The following is a 20,392-nucleotide window of genomic DNA, read 5'->3' on the forward strand; positions in this document are numbered from 1 at the left end:
CCCTCACTCTGTATCGAGGCGTGCTCAGCGCTGTATAGATGTGTGCGCGGCGGGCCCTCACTCGTACCCGCCGGCGGGCGCGGGGGTCGGCTCGGGAGGCGGGGCGCCGTTGGCGGTGGAGGTCCAGGCGGCGACGTACAACACCCAGCGGCTGGACAGGTTGAGCCACACCAGCAGGCCGACGATCACCGCGAACGTGCCGTAGATCGGGTTGCTGAGGGTGTGCGAGAGGAGCAGCGTGGCCGCCTGCTTGAGCGCGCCGAAGCCGACGGCGCCGAGCAGCGCGCCCTTCAGCGTGGTGAACAGGGGTTCGCCCACCTTGCCCATCCAGCCGAGGATGACCAGGAAGACGAGCATGTCGGCGGCGACGCTGATCAGCACGCCGGCCGTCCGCACGAGCGCCGCGGCCACGACCGAGTCGGCCAGCCCGAGCCAGCCGACGATCGTGCCGGTGGCCTGCACGGCGAACCCGCCGACCAGGACCGACACCACGAGCGTCAGGCCCATCAAAACCAGGGCGACCAGGTCGCGCAGCTTGCCGACGAACCAGTTCATCGGCGGCTCGCAGCTCACGCAGATCTCGTGGACGGCGTCGCGCAGCGCGTCCACGACGCCGAGACCCGCGTACAGCAGGCCGAGCAGGCCGATGACGCCCGCGCTGCCCCGGGCCGTGGCGAGGTCCTGGACGCGCAACTGGTCGGCCAGGCCGGGGAGCTGCTGGTCGATGGCCTTCACCAGCGTGGTCAGCGCGTCCGGCCGCAGCGTGAGCACGTACCCGAACAGGGCGAACGCCAGCGCCAGCAGGGGGAAGAACGACAGGAAGGCGAAGTAGGTCACCGCGCCCGCCAGCCTGTCGCCCCGCTGGCTCTGGTAGCGGTGGAAGGTGCGGATCAGGTGGTCCAGCCACGGCCAGCGCACGCGGGAGCGTTCGGTCCTGACCCGCCCCCACCGCTTGACGGCCTCGATCGTGCGCAGGATCGCGGCCCACGTGCTTCCCATGCAGGCCATCTACCCCACAGGTGTACGGTATGCGAGCCCGCCCGCGGGGCCTTCGGGCACCGGGCCGGTGTGGTCAGAGCTTGGGCAGGAAGCCGACCCGGTCGCGGACGGCCTCCATGGTCTCGCGGGCCACGGCCGAGGCGCGGGCGGCGCCGACGGCGAGCAGGCGGTCGAGCTCGGCCTCGTCGGCCAGGAGCTTCTCGGTGCGCTCGCGGATCGGCGCGAAGGCCTCGACGACCACCTCGGCGACGTCCTTTTTGAAGGCGCCGTAGCCGAGGCCGGCGTAGCGGGCCTCCAGCTCGGGGATCGGCGTGCCGCTGAGCACCGACTGGATGCGCAGCAGGTTGGTGACGCCGGGCTTGTTCTCGGGGTCGGCGACGACCTCGGAGCCGGTGTCGGTCACCGCGCGCATGACCTTCTTGCGCAGCGGCCCCGGCTCCTCCAGGACCTCCAGGAGGCCCTGCGGGCTGGAGGAGGACTTGGACATCTTCGCCAGCGGATCCTGGAGGTCGGTGATCTTCTCGACCTCCTTGGGGATGAACGGCGCGGGGAGGTTGAAGGTCTGGCCGTACCTGCTGTTGAAGCGCTGGGCCAGGTCGCGGGTGAGCTCCAGGTGCTGCTTCTGGTCGGCGCCGACCGGCACGAAGTCGGCCTGGTACATCAGGATGTCGGCGGCCTGGAGGATGGGATAGGTGAACAGGCCCACCCCGGCCGAGCTCTCGCCGTATTTGGCCGACTTGTCCTTGAACTGGGTCATGCGGGCGGCCTCGCCCATGCCGGTGTTGCACATGAGGATCCAGGCGAGCTCGCTGTGCTCGCGCACCTGGCTCTGCACGAACAGCGTGCTGCGCTCGGGGTCCAGACCGGCGCCGAAGAGCTGGGCGGCGGACACGCGCGTGCGGCGGCGCAGGTCGGCGGCCGACGGGTTCACGGTGATCGCGTGCAGGTCGGCGATGAAGTAGAACGCGTCGTGGGTCTCCTGCATGTCGACCCACTGGCGCACGGCGCCGAGGAAGTTGCCGAGGTGGAAGGACTCGGCGGTGGGCTGGATGCCGGAGAGCACGCGAGGTCTGGCCATAGCACTCAATTGTGTCAGGAGTCGGGGACCGTCCGCGACTCGCGCACGGGGCATGTCCCCGTGGATCAGGAGGGGTCCCGGGCCTCCTCAGGGTCCTCGGCAGGGGGCGCGACGACCTTCCTGATGACGCGGACGCGGGCGATGCGGCGGCCGTCCATCTCGGTGACGATCAGGGTGCAGGCGGGCCGCTCGACCTGCTCGCCCATCTCGGGCAGGTGGCCGAGCGCGGCCATGACGTAGCCGCCGAGCGTCTCGTACGGGCCCGCCTCGAGCTCGATGCCGGTCTCGGCGGCGAAGTCGGGAAGGTTGACCAGGCCGTCGATCTCCATCTCGCCGGCGACCAGGCGCACGGACTCGCCGTCGGCGTCGTACTCGTCGCGGATGTCGCCGGTGAGCTGCTCGACCAGGTCCTCCATGGTGACGATGCCGGCCGTGCCGCCGTACTCGTCGACGACGATCGCCAGGTGCTGGCCGTCGTCGCGCATCTCGCTCAGCGTGGGCAGAACCCGCTTGGTGGCCGGCAGCAGCTTGACCGGCCTGATGGGCACCAGCTCGCCGATCGGCTCGATGCGCCCGGTGAGCACCGGGTCGAGCAGGTCACGGACGTGGACGAACCCGACGATGTCATCGTAGGAGTCGCGGTAGACGGGGAACCGGGAGTGCGGCATCGCCGCCGCCAGGATCGCCGCCTCGGCCAGAGGCGTGTCAAGCGCCATGAACTCCACCTCGGTGCGCGGCAGCATCACCTCGCGCAGGTGGCGCTTTCCGGCGGTGAAGACCTCGTCGATCAGGTCGCGCTCGTCCTTGGTGAGCTCCTGGTGGCCGACGACCATGTCCCGCAGTTCCTCGGTGGTCATCTCGGCGCGGTCGGCCTGGGGGTTGCCGCCGAGCAGCTTGACCACCCCGTCGGTGGACTTCGACAGCAGCCAGATCACCGGGCGCGACAGCGCGGCCAGCCGGTCCAGGAACGGGGCGACCACCATGGACAGCCCTTCGGCCCGCTGCAGGGCCAGGCGTTTGGGCGCCAGCTCACCGAGGACCAGCGTCACGTAGGAGATCGCGAGGGTGACCACCACCAGCGCCAGCGGCCGGGCGGAGGCCGCGGGCAGCCCGGAGCGGGCGATGACGGGCTGGAGCTGGCCGGCCAGCGTGTCGGCGCCGACGGCGGCCGACAGCACGGTGGCGACGGTCACCCCGATCTGCACGGCCGACAGGAAGCGGTTGGGGTCGCGGGCCAGCCGTGCCACGCGCGCGCCACGCCGGCCCTCCTCGGCCAGCCGCCGGATCTGGCTCTCACGCAGGGAGACCAGGGCCATCTCGGCCGCGGCGAAGAACCCGCCGATCAGGACGAAGACGAGGACCAGGACGATGTTGGCCGCGACGTTGTGCACGTCGATGTCCGTTCGGGTGAGGCGCTCAGGATGATCTGGTCAGCGTACCCGCTGCCCCTTGTCCGCTCGCCGCCGGAGGCGCGTAAGCTAGACGATAGACCTACAAAATCAAACACGATCACACACGATCGAACGGAGGCCGGGCAAGTGAAGCTGCTGGTAACCGGGGGCGCGGGCTACATCGGGAGCGCCGTGGCCGCACAGCTCGTCGAGGCGGGCCACCAGGTCACCGTCCTGGACGACCTGTCCACGGGGCACGCCGACGCGGTGCCCGCCGGCGCTTCGTTCGCCGAGGTCCCGATCGCCGAGGCGGCCGACGTCCTTGACCCGTCGTTCGACGGCGTGCTGCACTTCGCGGCCCGCTCGCTCGTCGGCGAGTCGGTGGAGAAGCCGTCGCTGTACTGGTCCAACAACCTCGGCGGCACCCTCGCGCTGCTGGAGGCCATGCGCGGTCACGGCGTGCGGCGCATCGTGTTCTCCTCGACCGCGGCGACCTACGGCGAGCCCGAGGGGACCCCGATCACCGAGACCGCCCCGACCCGCCCGACCAACCCCTACGGCGCCTCCAAGCTGGCGGTGGACACGGCGCTGACCGCCTTCGCCGGACTGCACGGCCTCGGCGCCGTCAGCCTGCGCTACTTCAACGTGGCCGGCGCCTACACCGCGGCGGACGGGCGCGTGTACGCCGAGCGGCACGCCGTGGAGACCCACCTCATCCCGAACGTGCTGGCCGTCGCGCTCGGCCGGCGGGAGGCGGTGAGCGTCTTCGGCACCGACTACCCCACCCCCGACGGCACCTGCGTGCGCGACTACATCCACATCGCCGACCTCGCGCGGGCCCACCTGCTCGCCCTGGACGCCTGCCGGCCCGGGGAGCACACGGTCTACAACCTGGGCAGCGGCACGGGTTTCTCCGTGCAGGAGGTCATCTCGGTGTGCCGGGAGGTCACCGGCCACCCCATCCCCACGGTGACCGGCGAGCGGCGCCCCGGCGACCCGGCGGTGCTGGTGGCCTCCTCCGAGCGCATCCAGCGTGAGCTGGGCTGGAAGCCCGAGCGCGCCGACCTGCGCTCCATCGTCGCCGACGCCTGGGCGGCGATCGCGCGCTGACCCCGGCCGGTCCGCGCGGCCCCGACTGGAATCACGTTCCGCGAAAACCGAGTCTCATTCCGTCATCGTGTGGTGAGATCTCCTTCGTGAGGAAAGCTGGAAGCTTTTCACCTTTGACGCTGAGGATGGCGTTCGCCGGTCTCATCATGCTCTGCGCGAGCATGGCCGCGGCCGGCGCCGTCTTCGCGACGACCTACCCCCGCGGAGGCCCGGCCGGCGCCACCTGTCCCACCCATGCCGGGTGAGACGGACGCCGGCCCGCGCGGGCGGGCGCCGGCGCGGGCTCGGCGGCGCGCGGGCGCAGGACGGGCGCGCACGGCGCCGGGGGTCAGCCGTGGCGCAGCGAGACGTGCACGCGGGCCTGGTTGTTGGCCGGCCGCCGGTCGCCCACGCGCGCGGAGTACACCGTGGCCCTGGCGCCGACGTCGCGCGCCCGGCCGCGGGGCACCCGGAAGACCAGGTCGAACGTCCCCCGCGCCCCTGACCTGATCGGCCCGAGCGCGCAGCCCAGCCGTCCGTGCCGTTCCGCGCAGCGGGCGCCCTTGGCCGACAGGAACCGCGCCCCGTTCTCGGTGAAGTGGACCCGCGCGTCGCGCACCACCCGCGGCCCGCTGTTGCGCACCGTCGCCCTGACCGGGAACCGCTCCCCCGGCTTGGCGCTGGTGGCGGCGGGCGACAGCCGGACCGCGAGGTCCGCCCCCTCGTCGACCCGGGTGACCACCTCGGCGCTGTTGTCGGCCTCGTTGTCGTCGACGACCTCCGACGACAGACCGGCCGTGGCGCGCAGCGGGCCGCGGGCGCCCGCCCGCACCAGCCCGAGCACCGTCACGGCCCCGGAGCCGCCGGCCGCGATGTCGTCCGGCGACGGGCACACCACCTCGTTCTTCGCGGCCCCAGGACGGCAGGTCGCCACGTTCACCGCGGCGATGTCCACCTGGTCGGGCAGGTGGATCTTCAGCACCGGGAGCACCGCGTCGCCCGGTCCGGCGTTGCGCACCTTCACCTGGTACGACAGCCACTGACCCGGCTGCGCGACCCGCGGCGACGCGGCGACACGCACCGACAGGTCGGCCCCGCCCCACCGCCCGGGGGCGGACCCGGACGAGGCGTTCACCACCAGCGGCGCGGCGGAGACGACGAAGAAGACCAGACCGGCGGCGATTCCAGCCGTGAACAGACCCATTGATGTGCGACCCCCAAGCGTTCGGCTCAATTGAACGCCGCCGGGGTCGCGCGCCGCCCGCCCGACACGCGACCCCTGGTGCAGGCGAACCCCACGCGACCGCAAAACCTGGTCACGACGTCCCGCCGGCACCCGACCTGGGCTGATGTGTCCTATTCCGCGAGGGCGGGGGCGCCCGGCGCCGCGCCCCGCTCGATCACGTGCCGGGGCAGGAACACCAGCGCGGCGAGCGCGATGACCGCGCCGGTCACGGCCAGCCAGGGGATGACCGCGGCAGCGGCCGCCGCGTGCGCCTCCGCGGGCACGCGGGTGGCCGCATGGTCGCGGACGACCGAGGCGTAGGCCGTGCCGGCGACGGCCAGGGCCACCGACCCGCCGATCTGGCGGAAGAAGGTGAGCTTGGCGGTGGCCGTGCCGATGTAGCCGGCCGGGACGGCGTACTGGACGGCCACCGTCAGCCCCGACAGCATCGGCCCGACGCCGAGGCCCATGAGCGCCATCCACGCCACCAGCGCCCACGCCGGGGTGTCGACGGCCAGGCCCGAGCACAGCAGCCCTCCGGCGGCGATGAGGAAGGGCGCGGCCACCAGCCAGGGCTTGTACCGGCGCGTCCTGCCGATCAGGCCGCCGGTCAGCACACTTCCGGCCAGCATGCCCAGCATGAACGGGTAGATGCGCAGGCCGGACTCGGTGGCGCTCATGCCCTGCGCCTGCTGGAAGTAGCGCGGCAGGAACACCGCTCCGGCGTACAGGCAGGCCGCGGTGAAGAAGGAGGCCAGGTTGGCGATGGTGTAGGAGCGGTTGCGGAACAGGTGCATCGGCACGATCGGCTGCTCGGCGCGCAGTTCCACCGGCACGAAGACCGCCAGCAGCACGACGGCGGCGGCCAGCGGGCCCGCGACCGCCGGGCTGGTCCAGGAGTGGCCGTCCAGGCCCTTCTCGGTGAGGCCGACGAGCAGCGCGCTGATGCCGACGGTGAAGACGGCGATGCCGAGATGGTCGGGCCTGGCCCGGCCGGTGCCGCCGGCTCGGGGCAGCCGCAGCGCGATGATGCCCAGCAGCACCGCGCCGACCGGGAGGTTCACGAAGAAGGCCCACCGCCAGCTCGCGTGGTCGGTGAAGAACCCGCCGAGGAACGGCCCGGCGATGTAGCTGGCGGCCATGACCCCGCCCAGCGCGCCCTGCACCCTGCCGCTCCTGTCCGGCGGGAACAGGTCGGCCACCAGCGCGAGCGACAGCGGGATGAGCGCGCCCGCGCCGAGCCCCTGCAAGCCGCGGAAGGCGATGAGCTGCCCCATGTCCTGCGCCAGGCCGCACAGCGCCGACCCGAGCAGGAACAGCGTGACGCCGACCAGCAGCAGCGGCCTGCGCCCGTAGGCGTCCGACAGCCGGCCGTACAGCGGGACCGTCACCGTCGAGGTGAGCAGGTAGGCCGTCACGACCCAGGTGTACAGGCCCGCGCCGCCGAACTCGGCGGTGATGCGGGGCAGGGCGGTGCCGACGATCGTCTGGTCGAGCATCGCGAGGAACATCCCGCCGAGCACGCCGAGCAGCAGGAGCCCGTTCCCCTTGGTGGACGGCTCCGTCCTCGCCGGAGCCGTGGTGGTGGCCGCCATCTGTCGTCCCTTCGCCCTTCGTGGCATGGCCGGACCGCGGCGAGCGCCGCGTCCTGTCCGGCCGAACATGTAGAAGGTGACATGTCTGGAATGACATGTCAATCCTTGGATATCATGACGCCATGTCCCTGCGCATCGCCCTGCTGGGCCTGCTGTCCTCCTCCGGCCCGGCGAGCGGGTACGACCTCACCAAGAAGTTCGAGGTGTCGATCAACCACGTGTGGCAGGCCGGGCACAGCCAGATCTATCCGGAGCTGGCCAAACTGGCCGCCGACGGCCTGGTCACCGTGGAGGCCGAGGGCGCGCGCGGACGCAAGACCTACGCGGTCACGCCCGAGGGCAGGGCCGAGGTCCACCGCTGGATGCTGGAACACGTACCGGCCGAGCCCGCACGCAGCGAGAACGCCCTGCAGGCGTTCCTGCTGCCGCTCCTGGACACCCCCGAGGCCGTCGCCGTGCTCGAAAGGATGTCGGCCGTCAGCCGGGCCAGGCTCCGCCACCTCTACGAACTGAAGGTCGCCAACCCGCCGGCGTCCGGCCGCCTCGGCGTCCACGCCCTCGAACTCGGCATCATGCAGACCGAAAGCTTCCTCACCTGGGCCGCCACCACCATCGACGCCCTCCGCCACGACGCCTAGCGCGGTGACCACATACGTTCACCGAGTACGGCTCTCCACCCCGGCCGCACCTAGCGCGGTGACCACATGCGTTCACCGAGCACGGCACTCCACCCCCGGCCGCATACGGAGCAGTGACCACATACGTTCACCGGGCGCGGCACTCCACCCCCGGCTGCACCTGGTGGTGACCACATACGTTCACCGGGCGCGGCACTCCACCCCCGGCTGCACCTGGTGCGGTGTCCACATGCGTTCGCTGGGCGCGGCACTCCACCCCGGGCCGCACCTGGTGCGGTGTCCACATGCGTTCGCTGGGCGCGGCTCTCCATCCCCGGCCACGGGCTGTAGTGATCGGCGCCGGGTCGGCGGGTCGTGGTACGGCGATGCCGGCGCCTGCTACGGCGCCCGAGCCGGTGAACGTTCGTGGACGGCGCACTAGCGACGGCGGCGCCGGTGTGCGGAGTTCGACCGGCGAAGGCTCGCGGGGCCCGCGCTAGTCGCAGGGGGCCGGGGCGGGTCTGGTGGTCTCGGGGGTGAAGTCGACCTTGGCGAAGTACTTCCTCAGCAGCGCCTGCGCCGTGCGGTCGGCGTACATCTGGGAGATCGCGGCGCGCACCGCCTGGCACGCCCGCACATCGCCCTTCTTCACCGCCACGGCGTAGCGCTCGTCGGTCAGCCGCGCTCCCAGCACCTTGTAGCGGATGCTCTCGCGGTCGGCGAACCCGGCGAGGAGCAGGTCGTCACCGGGAACGGCGTCCACCTTGCCCTGGCGCAGCAGGTCCATGCACGCGGCGTAGGTCGAGGCCGACTCAAGCTGGACGCGCACGGCATCCTGGACGAGCCCGGTGGTCACGCTGGCCCCCGGAGCGCACATCTTGTGCCCTTCCAGGTCGGACAGCTTCTCGAACGGATCTCCGTCGCGTACGAGCACGTCCACGTGGCCGGTGTAGTAGGGCCCGGCGAACGTCACCGCGTCCTTGCGGCCGGCGGACATCGAGTAACTGGCGATGACCAGGTCGGCCTCGCCGGAGGCCAGCACCGACGCCCGCTCGCTCAGAGGCACGGCACGGAAGGAGACGCCGCTCTCCGGTACCCCGAGCTGCCTGGCGATGTAGGAGCCGACCTCCACCTCGAACCCGTGCCACCCGCCCTGGCCGTGCAGGGCGATGCCCGGCACCAGGTCGCGTACGGCGATGGTCAGCCGGCCGGTCATGGCGGCCTTGTCGACGATCGAGCGGAAGGTCGCCAGGGTGGCGGACGGGCTCGGCGAGGGCGCGCTCGCGGTCTTCGGCGGCGCGGTGCCCATGTGGGACGACGGCCCGGGGCCGCCGAGGCCGAGGCTCGGCCCCCACTGCCGTACGGCCAGCGCGCCGCCCCCGGCCAGGACCAGGACCGCCGCCGCGGCCGCCGCCCAGCGTCCCCTGCGCGGGCGCCGGGAGGGGGCCATGCCGCTCGTGGGCGCCGCCTCCGGCGACCCGGGCGGGCCGCCGGCGGCGTCCGGGCCCACCATCGCGAACCGGGCGTTCTGACCGGCCGGAACGCCGCCTTGGGCGTCCGGCCAGGCCGTGGGCGTGCCGCCGGGGCCGGCCGCCCAGGCGGTGTCGCGGGTGCCGCCGGTGCCGCCCGTCTCGCGGCCCGCCAGCTCGGCGCCCTCGCTCAGGACCGCGGTGGAGGCGCCGTCGGCGTCGGCGTGGCCGAGCAGCCGCAGCAGCACCCGGTCGGCCGTCGGGCGGGACCGCGGATCCTTGGCCAGGCAGGCGCGCACCACGGCGCGCAGCGGGTCGGGCATGGCGCTCAGATCGGGCTCGTGGTTGAGCACGCGGTTGAGCACCACGGCGATGGAGGTGCCGCCGAAGGGCGCCGACCCGGTGGCGGCGAAGGCCATGGTCGAGCCCCACGCGAACACGTCCGCGGCCGGACCCACCTCTCCCCCGGAGATCTGCTCGGGCGCCATGTACGCGGGCGTGCCGACGGCCCTGCTGGTGATCGTGCCCGTCGAGTCCAGGATGCGCGCGATGCCGAAGTCGACCACGCGCGGCCCGTCGACGGCCATGAGCACGTTGTCGGGCTTGAAGTCGCGGTGCACGATGCCCGCGCGGTGGATGGCGGTGAGCGCGGTGGCCGTGCCGACCGCCAGCCGCTCCAGCGCGCCCGCCTTGAGCGGCCCCCCGGTCTCGACGGCCTCGCGCAGCGGCCTGCCCTCGATGTACTCGCTGGCGATGTACGGCGTGTCCCCGTCGAGGTCGGCGGCGATCACCCGCGCGGTGCAGAACGAGGCGACGCGCTGGGCGGCCTTGAGCTCACGCGCGAAGCGCGACCTGGCCGTGTGGTCGCCGCTGAACTTCACGTGCAGCAGCTTGACCGCCGCGCGTTCGCCGGTGTCGTCCTGGCCGAGGTACACGACCCCCTGGCCGCCCTCTCCGAGGCGGCCGGTCAGTCTGAAGGGGCCTATCTGCTCGGGATCTCCTCGTCCGAGCGGCCCGAGCTCCGGCATTCCCGTCCTCTGGTCGTGTCAGGTTCCGACCATGAGAACTTTACGGCCCCTTGGGAGTATTGCCGGTGCCCGAGACCACGACGTGACCTCCTCCGGCGGGCGTCATGACCCGGGCGGGTCCCAGGATCCGGGCGGCACGGGACCCCGCCGGGCGCGGGCTTTCGCCGGGCGCGGGCTCTCGCCGGGCGCGGGCTCTCGCCGGAACGGCGAAGGGCCCGTCCGCCGGACTCCCGGCGGAGGGCCCCACGTCTGCTCGCAGGCGTCAGCCGGCCATCTTCTTCTTGAGGTTCTCGTCCAGCGCCGCCAGGAAGTCCTGGGTGGTCAGCCACTTGGCGTCGGCGCCGACGATGAGGGCCAGGTCCTTGGTCATCTGGCCGCCCTCGACGGTCTCGATGCAGACCTGCTCCAGCGCCTCGGCGAACGCGGTCACCTCAGGGGTGTTGTCGAGCTTGCCGCGGTGGGCGAGCCCACGGGTCCAGGCGAAGATCGAGGCGATCGGGTTGGTCGAGGTCGGGTTGCCCTTCTGGTGCTCCCGGTAGTGGCGCGTGACCGTGCCGTGCGCGGCCTCGGCCTCGACCGTGCGGCCGTCGGGGGTCATCAGGACCGAGGTCATCAGGCCGAGGGAGCCGAACCCCTGGGCGACGGTGTCGGACTGCACGTCGCCGTCGTAGTTCTTGGCCGCCCAGACGTAGCCGCCCTCCCACTTCATCGCGGCGGCGACCATGTCGTCGATCAGCCGGTGCTCGTAGGTGATGCCGGCGGCCTCGAAGTCGGCCTTGAACTCGGTCTCGTAGATCTCGGCGAACAGGTCCTTGAACCGGCCGTCGTACGCCTTGAGGATGGTGTTCTTCGTCGACAGGTAGACCGGGTAGTTGCGGGTCAGGCCGTAGCGCATCGAGGCGCGAGCGAAGTCGCGGATCGACTCGTCCAGGTTGTACATGGCCAGCGCGACGCCGGAACCCGGGAAGTCGTAGACGTCGAGCTCGATCGGCTCCGAGCCGTCCTTGGGGGTGAAGGTCAGGGTGAGCGTGCCCTCGCCCGGGATCTTCAGGTCGGTGGCGCGGTACTGGTCACCGAACGCGTGACGGCCGACGACGATCGGCTTGGTCCAGCCCGGGACGAGCCTCGGCACGTTGGACATGATGATCGGCTCGCGGAAGATGACGCCGCCGAGGATGTTGCGGATCGTGCCGTTCGGCGACTTCCACATCTTCTTCAGGCCGAACTCCTCGACCCTCGCCTCGTCGGGGGTGATGGTGGCGCACTTGACTCCGACGCCGTACTGCTTGATGGCGTTGGCGGCGTCGATCGTCACCTGGTCGTCGGTCGCGTCGCGGTGCTCGATCCCCAGGTCGTAGTACTTGAGGTCGACGTCGAGGTAGGGCAGGATCAGCTGGTCCTTGATGAACTTCCAGATGATCCGGGTCATCTCGTCGCCGTCGAGTTCGACGACGGGACCCGCTACCTTGATCTTGGGCATGCTTGGGGTTCCCCTTCTTACAACTTCTTACGACTAGGCTGACCAAACCGGTCTTTCTACGCACGCAATCGTCGTGAGGCTACCCGACCGGGTATGCCGGGCCGCTATCTGCCCGTCATCCACTGCACGGCGACGCTGGCGGCGACCACGGCGAGCACGCAGCCGAGGACGCCATAGGTGACGGCGTCGGTGCGCCGCTTGCGCACCGCGAGAAGGCTCTCGCCGCCGTCCGGGACGATCAGTCGCAGCACGGCGCCCAGCAGCAGCGAGCCCGCCACGACCAATGAGCCCGCCCATGCGGGCAGGCCCACCGCGATCGCCCCAAGGCCGATGGCCGCACCCGCCAGGACCAGCAGGTACGACCCCCAGCCCTTACCGTTCGTCAATCGGTACCCACTTCTGGTCGCGCTGCCCGATGTACTCGCTGTCGGGACGGATCAACCGGTTGTCGGCGTGCTGCTCGATCACGTGAGCGGTCCAGCCGGACATCCGGCTCACCGAGAAGACGGGGGTGAACAGGTCCGTCGGGATACCGAGATAGTGGTAGACCGTCGCGGCGTAGAAGTCGACGTTCGGATAGAGGCCCTTCTCGGCGAAGACGACCTCCTCCATCTCCTTCGACATCCGATAGTAGGTGTCATCTCCGCCGGCCTCGCCCAACTCGCGCGACATCTTGCGAAGGTGGGTCGCGCGCGGGTCCTCGGTCTTGTAGACGCGGTGCCCGAAGCCCATGATCTTCTCGCCGCGGGCCAGCTTGTCGCGTACGGCCTGCGCCACGCCGTCCGCGGGGATGCTCTCCAGCGTGCGCATGACCTGCTCGTTCGCGCCGCCGTGCAGCGGGCCCTTCAGCGTGCCGATGGCGGCCACGATCGCCGAGTGCATGTCCGACAATGTCGCCGCGCACACGCGGGCGGCGAAGGTGGAGGCGTTCATGGTGTGGTCGGCGTGCAGCACCAGGCAGGCGTCGAAGACGTCGACGGCGTGCTGGTCGGGGACGCGGCCGGTGATCTGCAGCAGGAAGTTCGCCGCGACGCTCAGCTCGGGGTCGGGCTCGCGCAGCGGGGCGCCGGTGCGGGCCGCGTGGTACCGGGCGACGAGGATGGGCTGCTGCGCGGTCAGGCGCGCGGCCTTGCGGCAGTTGGCCTCGGCCTCGTTGGAGTCCTTGTCGGGGTCTTCGGCGCCGGCGAGGGAGACCAGCGTCCGTAGCGCCTCCATGGGGCCCTGTTTCTCGGCGATCTCGGCGACGTTGGCTTCGACGAGGGCGCCGAGGGTGCGGCCCCTGACCAGCTCGGCTCCGTAATCGGCCAGCTGCTGTCGCGTGGGGAGCGTGCCATGCTGCAGCAGGTGCGCGGTCTCTTCGAAGCTCGTGCGGCCGGCCAGGTCGTGAATGTCGTAGCCGCGGTAGAAGAGGCGACCGGCTTTGCCGTCGATGTCGCTCAGCGCTGTGGACGCGGCGACGACATCGGCGAGGCCTTTGGTGGGGTTGTCCGCCATGTGTTGTTTCCTCCGCTTATCTTCGTCCGCAGTCTACCTGTGAGCTGGTAAAACCGGCCGAGGAGGTCCAGACCAATTTCTGCATTGATTCTCGTTATGGCAAAGGAGATTCCCCAACCCCTCGTTTGGGTAAGCCGGAGCTGTAGCGGAAGTAACGGCGGGCTACCTGGGGAGGAACTGCCGTGGAGGGGCCGTTCATACGCGTCGAGGACACCGGTGAGGTGGTCCCGTTGCGCCCCGAGATCACGACGATCGGCCGAGGCCGAGGCGTCGACGTGAGGCTGGCCGATCCGAGCGTGTCACGGCTGCACGCCGAGTTCGTCCGCCGTGGACCCTACCTGTATGTCGTTGACCTGGGCCTGTCCCGCAACGGCACCCGGGTGAACGGCAGGCCGATCGCCCGGAGGGTGCTGGACGACGGCGACGTCGTCTCCTTCGGCGCGGCGCGCTGCCGTGTGGGCGGCATCCCGAGGGAGGACTTCGCGCCGGAGGTCGAGCTGCGCCGCGCGGCCGCGCCCGAGCTGACCAGGCGGGAGGTCGACGTGCTGACCTCCCTGTGCAGGCCCGCGCTGTCGGACGAGGCGTTCGTCGCGCCGGCGACCGCCCGCGAGATCGCCGACGACCTGGTGGTGACGGAGGCCGCGGTCAAGCAGCACCTGCTGCGCCTGTACCAGAAGTTCCGCATCCCCGAGGGCATCAACCGGCGCACGAGGCTGGCGAACGAGGTCGTCGCCCTCGGCCTGGTGCGTCCCACGCCCGTGGTGCCCCCACAGCGCACCTCCGGGCCGGGCGAGTCCCCGCCCCCACAGACGGCCGGCCGCAGGGCCTCATGACGTCCACGCCACCGGCGCTTCCGCGTCCGCCTGGCGGCCCCCGGCCCTGAACGCCCCAGGGACGCCGAGACATCGACGTCCCTGGACGTGTTTCGGCGGCGGAGCGAGGGCACGGTCGGCCATCGGCGCCCAAGAGCCAGCCGTGTCCGCCGGCGGTCAGAGCCAGCCGTGTTCGTCGGCGATCAGGGCCGCCTCGGCGCGGGTGGCGGCGCCGGTCTTGCCGATGGCCGCCGACAGGTGGTTGCGCACGGTGCCGTTCGACAGGCGCAGCGCCCTGGCGATCTCGGCGACGGTGCCGCCGTGCCGGGCCTCGCGCAGCACGTCCCGCTCGCGCGCCGTGAGCGGGCTCGTCCCGCTGGCCAGCGACTCGGCCGCCAGGGCGGGGTCCACGACGCGCAGCCCGGCGTGCACCCTGCGGACGGTCTCGACCAGATGCTCCGGCGAGGAGTCCTTCACGACGAACCCCGCGGCGCCGTTCTCCATCGCCCGCGCGAAGTAGCCGGGCCGTCCGAAGGTCGTGCAGATCACCACCCGGCAGGAGGGGACGGCCGCGCGCAGCTCCGCGGCGGCGGCCAGCCCGCCGCCGCCCGGCATCTGCACATCGAGCAGCGCCACGTCGGGGCGGGTGCGCCGCGCCGCCTCCACCGCCTCGGCGCCCGACCCGGCCTGAGCTACCACCTCGATGTCGGCCTCCAGGGCGAGCATCGCGGCCAAGGCCCCCCGGACCAGCGCCTGATCGTCCGCCAGCAGCACCCTGATCATGACCGCCTCACGTCCGGCTCGCCCGGAGGCGGTAGCCGCCCTGGGGCAGCGGGCCGGCCTCCAGGCGGCCCTCGACGGCGCACAGCCGTTCGGCCAGGCCGGTGAGGCCGTTGCCGGCCGGGCGGACGCGGGCCGGCGAGCGGCCGTTGTCGCGGACCTCCAGCGTGGCCTCGCCGAGCCGCACCTCGCACCGCGTCGCGCCGCTGTGCCTGATCACGTTCGTGACGCCCTCGCGCAGCACGTACGCGAACGGCTCGACCAGCTCGGCGGGCACGTGGTCCACCGAGGCCGGCAGGGTGGCGGCGATGCCCGCCGCCCGCAACGCCTCGCGCGCCCCGAGCAGCTCCACCGTCAGCGACGGCCGGCGCCGGCCGGACACGGTGGCGCGGATCTCCCCGTGCGCCTGCCGCGACAGCCGTTCGACGTCACGCAGTTCGGCAAGCGCCCGTTCGGGGTCCGCGCCGCTCTCCAGCAGGCGCCGCGCCAGGCCCGTCTTGGCGGTGATCGTCGTGAGGCTGTGGCCGAGCACGTCGTGCAGATCCCTGGCCAGGCGGGCGCGCTCGGCGGCGGCGGCCAGCGTCTCGATCTCCCGCCTGGCCCGGCTGAGCTGGATGACCAGCCGGACCAGCAGGCCGATGGCCACCGGGGTCACCGTCTGCGAGATGAGCTCCTGCGCGTCGCTCCAGCCGACCCCGCCGTTCAGCGCCCAGGTGGCGGCCAGTTCCGCCGTGCCGACGGCCAGAGCCAGCAGCAGGCCCCAGCGCGCGGGCAGCAGCCACACCGCCGCCGTCAGCGCGTAGGCCAGGTGGCCGAGGTCGGCCGGGTGCCCGCGCAGCAGCGCCACCCCCGTCCCCAGGGCGAACAGCAGGCCGACGATCACCAGCCGGTCGCGGGGCGGCCGGGTGACGCCGTACATCATCGCGAAGACCCACACCGCTCCGTAGAGGAGAACCAGGGCGGCGACGAGGACCTGCGCCGGCCCGGCGCCCGGCCGGACGACGGCGGTGATGGCGTCCCGCAGCGGCCAGACCAGGAACAGCGCCAGCACGACGACGCCCCGCGCCCTCCGCCACCGGCCGTCGCTCACCGGGGTGAGGTTCCACACCGGCCACGCCGTGGCACCGAAGAGGCCCTGCTCGTGCATGGATTCACCTTAATCCCGGCCGATGACGCCGCCCCATCGCCCGAAGGCCCATCTCCATTGACCCGCCTGGTGCGGTATCCCTGAACGTTCGGCCGGTCGGCCGCCGTACGAGGGCGCCGGTTTCGCCGTACCTATGACCGGCCGCTTCGGCGCCGAAGAACGCATCCCCTGGGGCGGGGATATGCTGCGCCCGGTCAAGGTGGGCGACCTCCGCACCAGCACCTGCCGCCCGGCGATCGGCACGGTGCTCAACCGGCCGGTTCACCAGGGCGGCCACCACATACTCAGTCTTCCCATCCCCACCAGCACCTGCCCACCGGCGATGGGCACGGTGCTCACCCGGCCGTCCCACCAGAGCGACCACCACCTACTCATCCGCCGGATCGGTGGTCGCGTTCTCACCGTTGTCCCGATCAGGTGCGGGCGCCGTCGTGGCGGTAGCGGATGATGACCGCCGCGCCGAGTGCGAGCGTGTACAGCCCCAGCACCAGGGCCGCCTGACCCACCCGGCCGCCCCCCGCGGCGGCGGCGTGCGCGATGTCGGCCAGCCAGTAGGTCGGCAGCGCCTGGGCGACGGAGGCCAGCGCCCGCGGGAAGACGCTCACCGGGATGAGCAGGCCACCGGCGAAGCCCAGGAGCAGCAGGAGCGCACCCTGGTAGGTCTGGACGTTCTGCGGCGTGGCCACCTGGCCGACGAGCAGGCCGAGCAGGGCGAACGGCACGGTGCCCGCCCACACGCCGAGCACCGCCCCGGCCCAGCCGCCCGCGGACAGGTGCACGCCCGACAGCAGCGCCGCGGCCAGCGTCACCCCCGCGATCGGCAGGACGGCCACCAGCATCGCCACCGTGGCCTTCGCCGCCAGGTATCCGGCTCCCGTGAGCGGGGTCAGCCGGAGCTGGCGCTGCCACCCGGCGCCCCGTTCGACGGCCGCTCGAGCCCCGGTGTCGAGCGCCGCCCTGAACGCGCCGAAGGCGGCCAGGCCGCCCATGATGGAGGCGGCCCCGTTCGCGCCGCCGAACATTCCGGCCTGCAGCAGGAACAGGCCCACCGGCAGCGCGACGGCGAACGCCAGGAACCTGGAGTCGCGAACCACCCGCCTGACCTCGAACAGCACATACGCGATCCTCATCGCCGCTCCTCCTCAGGGTCCTCGGTCAGCCGCAGGAACGCCTCTTCCAGGCCCTGCGCGACCACCTCGATGTCGCGGGCGGCCGGGAAGCGGGCCAGCAGCTCCCGCACCACCGCGTCCGCGTCCGCGCAGCGCAACTCGGCGCGGTCGCCGCGCACCCGCGCCTCGACCACCCCGGGCAGCCGCCGCAGTTCCTCGGCGTCCACGCCGGGGACGCAGGCCCGGACGGTACGGCCGGACACCCCGGCCATGACCGCGGCGACCGGGCCGTCGGCCGCGATCCTCCCGTCGCGCATGAGCACCACCCGGTCGGCGTAGTCCTCCGCCTCCTCCAGGTAGTGGGTGGCGAAGATCACCGTCCGTCCCGAGTCGGCGAAGGCGTGCATCGACCGCCAGAAGTCCCGGCGCCCGCCCACGTCCATCGCCGCCGTCGGCTCGTCCAGCACCAGCAGGGCGGGGTCGCAGACCAGCGCCATGGCGAAGCGCACCCGCTGCTTCTGGCCGCCGGACAGCCGCGCGGCCCGGCGCGGGCCGAGATCCTCGACGCCGGCCTTGCGCAGCGCCTCCTCCACCGGCAGCGGAGCGCGGTGCAGCGCGGCGGCCAGCGCCACGGTCTCCCTGACGGTGACGTCATCGAGCAGACCGGCCTCCTGGAGCATCGCGCCCACCGCGCCACCGGCGACGGCCCGCCTCGGCGGGGCGCCGAACAGCCGCACCTCGCCCGCGTCCGGCCGGGTCAACCCCAGCAGCATGTCGACCGTGGTGGACTTGCCGGCGCCGTTGGGACCGAGCAGGGCCACGACCTCGCCGCGCCCGATCAGCAGATCGACCTCCTCCACGGCGCGGACCTCGCCGTAATGCTTGCGGAGTCCGCGGAGCTCCACCGCATACCCCTGGGCCGTCCGTGCGGCCTGTGTCGTCGTCATGCAGCCAGCATCCGGCTCCCCGCCCCGCCACTCCCCCGCCGTTTGTCACGACCACCCCACGACAGATGTCACGGCCTCCACCGCGTGCTGCGGCTCACCGTGCCTTTCGAGATCGACATCGACCTGGCCGAGGCCGAGCGCCTCTAAGTTGCCGTCCGCGCCGGTGGCTCAGCGCGTCATTCGAGACCGGTTCCGGCGATCACTTCCGGCAGGCGCGACGATTCCCTTGAATCCACCAAGCCTTGGTGAGACAGGTCTGTGTGAGCTGCCCGCCGACCGGGCCGGATGACCGGTGCCGGCAGGAAATATACTTTTCGCTACAGGGCGGCGGCCGAGGACGGGCGTCGGGGCCGTGGGCCGAGCGCCGCCCGGCCTGATGTGCGGATGGACGGCGGCGGCTGCACGAACGGGCGGGGGCTCGCGCGGAGCGGAGGTCATTGGCGGCCGTCGCGACCTGCCGCAGTCTGCGCGAATCCGGGGCGATGCGTGTCGCGCGGTCGGATCATGACCCATAGTCGTAGGCGGGATCCCGGCCTCGGGGCCCGGTCGCCGCGGCGGCATCGCGTCCTGGTGCCGGATCGGCATGACCACGACAGCGAACGGCATCGTCGTCCACGGGCCGCCGAGGGGCGCAGATCTGGCGAACCGGCCGACGGCGCCGGTTGGCGGAAACGGAGACGGACGTGCGGCACTACGACCTTGTGGTCCTGGGGGCGGGCAGCGGCAACATGCTGCTGAACGACGACCTCGCGCACCTGCGCACCGCCGTCGTCGAGCCCGACCGGTTCGGCGGCACCTGCCTCAACCGCGGATGCATCCCGACCAAGATGCTGGTCGCCGCCGCCGACGCGGCGACCGGCGCCCGCGCGGCGGCGCGGCTCGGCGTCACGGCCACGGTCGAGAAGGTCGACTGGAAGGCCATCCGCGAGCGGGTGTTCGACAGGATCGATCCGCTGCACGACAGCGCGCAGCGGTACCGCCGCCGGCACGGCGTCGACGTGTACGCCGAGGAAGCCCGGTTCGTCGCGCCTAAGGTCCTCCAGGTCGGCTCCGAGCGGATCAGCGCGGACACGATCTTGGTCGCGGTCGGGTCCCGGCCGGTCGTCCCGGACATCGCCGGGCTCGACGGCGTTCCGTACCACACCTCGGACACGATCATGCGCATCGACGAGATGCCGGCCTCGCTGGTCATCGTCGGCGGCGGGTTCATCGCCGCCGAGTTCGGCCACATCTTCGGCGCCCTGGGTTCTGAGATCACGATCGTGCAGCGCGGTCCGCGGCTGCTGACGGCGGAGGACGAGCAGGTGTCGGCGCGGTTCACCGAGCTCACCGCACGCCGGCACCGCGTCCTGCTGAACGCCCACGCCACCGCGGTGACGGGGGACGCCGACGGCGTCGAGGTCCGCGTGGTGGGGTCCGAGGGCGAGCAGGTCGTGCGCGCCGCGATGATGCTGGTGTCGGTTGGCCGACGTCCCAACACCGACCGGCTGGACTGCGCCGCCGGCGGGATCGACCTCGACGAGCACGGCCACATCCGCATCGACGCCGCGTGCCGCACGTCGGTGCCCGGCGTCTGGGCGGTCGGCGACGCCGCCAACCACTACCAGCTCAAGCACATGGCCAATGCCGAGGTTCGGGTCGTACGGCACAACATGCTGCACCCGCAGGACGTGCGCGACCTGCGCACGACGGTCGCGCCGCACGCGGTCTTCACCGACCCGCAGGTCGCCTCCATCGGGCTGACCGAGCAGGACGCCCGCGCCCGCGGCATCCCCCACCTGGTCAGCGTGCGCGACTACGCCGACACCGCGTGGGGGTGGGCGCTGGAGGACACCACCAGCTTCGTCAAGATCCTGGCTGACCCGGCCGACCGCACGCTCCTCGGCGCGCACATCATCGGTCCCCAGGCCGCCACGCTCATCCAGCCGCTGATCCAGGCGATGACGCTCGGGCAGACCGCGGACCGCATCGCGCAGGACGTGCTGTACATCCACCCCGCGCCGACCGAGGTCGTCGAGCAGGCGCTGCTGGCCCTCTGACCCGGTCCCCCGGCCCGAGCGCGGGACCGGGGCGAAGCCGGGGCCACGCGAACGCAGGACCCGGCGGCGCCTTCCGCCGGTACCGGCCACGGT

At 72.2% G+C, this 20,392-nt stretch carries 18 protein-coding genes; 5 read left to right on the top strand and 13 right to left on the bottom strand.

What is annotated here, in order from left to right; genetic code table 11:
• Window positions 1-57: 57 nt before the first annotated feature.
• The 3 genes from ABZT47_RS07630 to ABZT47_RS07640 form a co-directional block, all read right to left on the bottom strand.
• A complete protein-coding gene (locus ABZT47_RS07630) occupies window positions 58-999 on the bottom strand; it encodes a YihY/virulence factor BrkB family protein (RefSeq protein WP_354837342.1) in 942 nt (313 codons plus the stop codon).
• Between the two features lie 73 nt (window positions 1,000-1,072).
• A complete protein-coding gene (gene trpS, locus ABZT47_RS07635; RefSeq protein WP_354837344.1) occupies window positions 1,073-2,077 on the bottom strand; it encodes a tryptophan--tRNA ligase in 1,005 nt (334 codons plus the stop codon).
• A 65-nt stretch (window positions 2,078-2,142) separates the two neighbouring features.
• Window positions 2,143-3,468: a hemolysin family protein gene (locus ABZT47_RS07640; protein ID WP_354837346.1), complete on the bottom strand. Its 1,326-nt coding sequence runs from the start codon at window positions 3,466-3,468 to the stop codon at window positions 2,143-2,145.
• 147 nt (window positions 3,469-3,615) lie between these two features.
• Here ABZT47_RS07640 and galE point away from each other — a divergent pair, with 147 nt between their 5' ends.
• Window positions 3,616-4,578, top strand: a complete 963-nt coding sequence (gene galE, locus ABZT47_RS07645; protein WP_354837348.1) for a UDP-glucose 4-epimerase GalE — start codon at window positions 3,616-3,618, stop codon at window positions 4,576-4,578.
• Between the two features lie 113 nt (window positions 4,579-4,691).
• Window positions 4,692-4,823 carry a hypothetical protein gene (locus ABZT47_RS07650; RefSeq protein ID WP_354837350.1) on the top strand — a complete coding sequence of 44 codons (132 nt, stop codon included), beginning with the start codon at window positions 4,692-4,694 and terminating at the stop codon, window positions 4,821-4,823.
• Window positions 4,824-4,906: 83 nt separating this feature from the next.
• Here the strand turns inward: ABZT47_RS07650 and ABZT47_RS07655 are convergent, their stop codons facing one another.
• Window positions 4,907-5,761: a hypothetical protein gene (locus tag ABZT47_RS07655; protein WP_354837351.1), complete on the bottom strand. Its 855-nt coding sequence runs from the start codon at window positions 5,759-5,761 to the stop codon at window positions 4,907-4,909.
• A 152-nt stretch (window positions 5,762-5,913) separates the two neighbouring features.
• A complete protein-coding gene (locus ABZT47_RS07660) occupies window positions 5,914-7,377 on the bottom strand; it encodes an MDR family MFS transporter (protein WP_354837353.1) in 1,464 nt (487 codons plus the stop codon).
• A gap of 122 nt (window positions 7,378-7,499) precedes the next feature.
• Here ABZT47_RS07660 and ABZT47_RS07665 point away from each other — a divergent pair, with 122 nt between their 5' ends.
• The gene (locus tag ABZT47_RS07665; RefSeq protein WP_354837355.1) at window positions 7,500-8,015 is read left to right on the top strand and encodes a PadR family transcriptional regulator; all 516 of its coding nucleotides are present in this window, start codon (window positions 7,500-7,502) and stop codon (window positions 8,013-8,015) included.
• Between the two features lie 475 nt (window positions 8,016-8,490).
• Here the strand turns inward: ABZT47_RS07665 and ABZT47_RS07670 are convergent, their stop codons facing one another.
• From ABZT47_RS07670 to ABZT47_RS07685, 4 genes are all read right to left on the bottom strand, one after another.
• Complete coding sequence (locus tag ABZT47_RS07670; protein WP_354837357.1) at window positions 8,491-10,491, bottom strand: serine/threonine-protein kinase; 2,001 nt, start codon at window positions 10,489-10,491, stop codon at window positions 8,491-8,493.
• Between the two features lie 262 nt (window positions 10,492-10,753).
• Entirely contained in the window at window positions 10,754-11,971 is a 1,218-nt protein-coding gene (locus tag ABZT47_RS07675) for an NADP-dependent isocitrate dehydrogenase (RefSeq protein ID WP_354837359.1), read from the bottom strand.
• Window positions 11,972-12,075: 104 nt separating this feature from the next.
• Window positions 12,076-12,357, bottom strand: a complete 282-nt coding sequence (locus ABZT47_RS07680) for a DUF3017 domain-containing protein (RefSeq protein WP_354837361.1) — start codon at window positions 12,355-12,357, stop codon at window positions 12,076-12,078.
• On the bottom strand, window positions 12,344-13,465 hold the full coding sequence (locus ABZT47_RS07685; protein WP_354837363.1) for a citrate/2-methylcitrate synthase: 1,122 nt from the start codon (window positions 13,463-13,465) through the stop codon (window positions 12,344-12,346). Before ABZT47_RS07685 ends, ABZT47_RS07680 begins: the two co-directional genes overlap by 14 nt.
• Window positions 13,466-13,647: 182 nt before the next feature.
• Here ABZT47_RS07685 and ABZT47_RS07690 point away from each other — a divergent pair, with 182 nt between their 5' ends.
• Entirely contained in the window at window positions 13,648-14,298 is a 651-nt protein-coding gene (locus ABZT47_RS07690; RefSeq protein ID WP_354837365.1) for an FHA domain-containing protein, read from the top strand.
• Window positions 14,299-14,454: 156 nt separating this feature from the next.
• On the opposite strand, the gene ABZT47_RS07695 is transcribed toward ABZT47_RS07690, so the two are convergent.
• The 4 genes from ABZT47_RS07695 to ABZT47_RS07710 all read right to left on the bottom strand — a co-directional run bounded on the left by ABZT47_RS07695 (window position 14,455) and on the right by ABZT47_RS07710 (window position 18,260).
• Window positions 14,455-15,060 (bottom strand): response regulator transcription factor, encoded by a 606-nt coding sequence (locus ABZT47_RS07695; RefSeq protein WP_354837367.1) that lies wholly within the window; start codon window positions 15,058-15,060, stop codon window positions 14,455-14,457.
• A gap of 7 nt (window positions 15,061-15,067) precedes the next feature.
• On the bottom strand, window positions 15,068-16,204 hold the full coding sequence (locus ABZT47_RS07700; protein WP_354837369.1) for a histidine kinase: 1,137 nt from the start codon (window positions 16,202-16,204) through the stop codon (window positions 15,068-15,070).
• 413 nt (window positions 16,205-16,617) lie between these two features.
• Window positions 16,618-17,334, bottom strand: a complete 717-nt coding sequence (locus ABZT47_RS07705; protein WP_354837371.1) for an ABC transporter permease — start codon at window positions 17,332-17,334, stop codon at window positions 16,618-16,620.
• A complete protein-coding gene (locus ABZT47_RS07710; protein WP_354837373.1) occupies window positions 17,331-18,260 on the bottom strand; it encodes an ABC transporter ATP-binding protein in 930 nt (309 codons plus the stop codon). The genes ABZT47_RS07705 and ABZT47_RS07710 overlap by 4 nt, the downstream gene beginning before the upstream one ends.
• A 683-nt stretch (window positions 18,261-18,943) precedes the next feature.
• On the opposite strand from ABZT47_RS07710, the gene ABZT47_RS07715 reads away from it, so the two are divergent.
• Window positions 18,944-20,299, top strand: coding sequence for a mycothione reductase (locus ABZT47_RS07715; protein WP_354837375.1), 1,356 nt, complete (start codon window positions 18,944-18,946; stop codon window positions 20,297-20,299).
• The last annotated feature ends 93 nt before the right edge of the window (window positions 20,300-20,392 follow it).

This window comes from Sphaerisporangium sp. NPDC005289 (genome assembly GCF_040607455.1).
GTDB classification, from domain to species: domain Bacteria; phylum Actinomycetota; class Actinomycetes; order Streptosporangiales; family Streptosporangiaceae; genus Sphaerisporangium; species Sphaerisporangium rhizosphaerae.

Excerpts from the sequence above, each read along its gene's own strand:
- ABZT47_RS07630 (WP_354837342.1), bottom strand. The coding sequence starts at position 999 with ATGGGAAGCACGTGGGCCGCGATCCTGCGCACGATCGAGGCCGTCAAG.
- trpS (WP_354837344.1), bottom strand. The coding sequence starts at position 2,077 with ATGGCCAGACCTCGCGTGCTCTCCGGCATCCAGCCCACCGCCGAGTCC.
- ABZT47_RS07655 (WP_354837351.1), bottom strand. The coding sequence starts at position 5,761 with ATGGGTCTGTTCACGGCTGGAATCGCCGCCGGTCTGGTCTTCTTCGTC.
- ABZT47_RS07660 (WP_354837353.1), bottom strand. The coding sequence starts at position 7,377 with ATGGCGGCCACCACCACGGCTCCGGCGAGGACGGAGCCGTCCACCAAG.
- ABZT47_RS07665 (WP_354837355.1), top strand. The coding sequence starts at position 7,500 with ATGTCCCTGCGCATCGCCCTGCTGGGCCTGCTGTCCTCCTCCGGCCCG.
- ABZT47_RS07670 (WP_354837357.1), bottom strand. The coding sequence starts at position 10,491 with ATGCCGGAGCTCGGGCCGCTCGGACGAGGAGATCCCGAGCAGATAGGC.
- ABZT47_RS07675 (WP_354837359.1), bottom strand. The coding sequence starts at position 11,971 with ATGCCCAAGATCAAGGTAGCGGGTCCCGTCGTCGAACTCGACGGCGAC.
- ABZT47_RS07685 (WP_354837363.1), bottom strand. The coding sequence starts at position 13,465 with ATGGCGGACAACCCCACCAAAGGCCTCGCCGATGTCGTCGCCGCGTCC.
- ABZT47_RS07695 (WP_354837367.1), bottom strand. The coding sequence starts at position 15,060 with ATGATCAGGGTGCTGCTGGCGGACGATCAGGCGCTGGTCCGGGGGGCC.
- ABZT47_RS07700 (WP_354837369.1), bottom strand. The coding sequence starts at position 16,204 with ATGCACGAGCAGGGCCTCTTCGGTGCCACGGCGTGGCCGGTGTGGAAC.
- ABZT47_RS07705 (WP_354837371.1), bottom strand. The coding sequence starts at position 17,334 with ATGAGGATCGCGTATGTGCTGTTCGAGGTCAGGCGGGTGGTTCGCGAC.
- ABZT47_RS07710 (WP_354837373.1), bottom strand. The coding sequence starts at position 18,260 with ATGACGACGACACAGGCCGCACGGACGGCCCAGGGGTATGCGGTGGAG.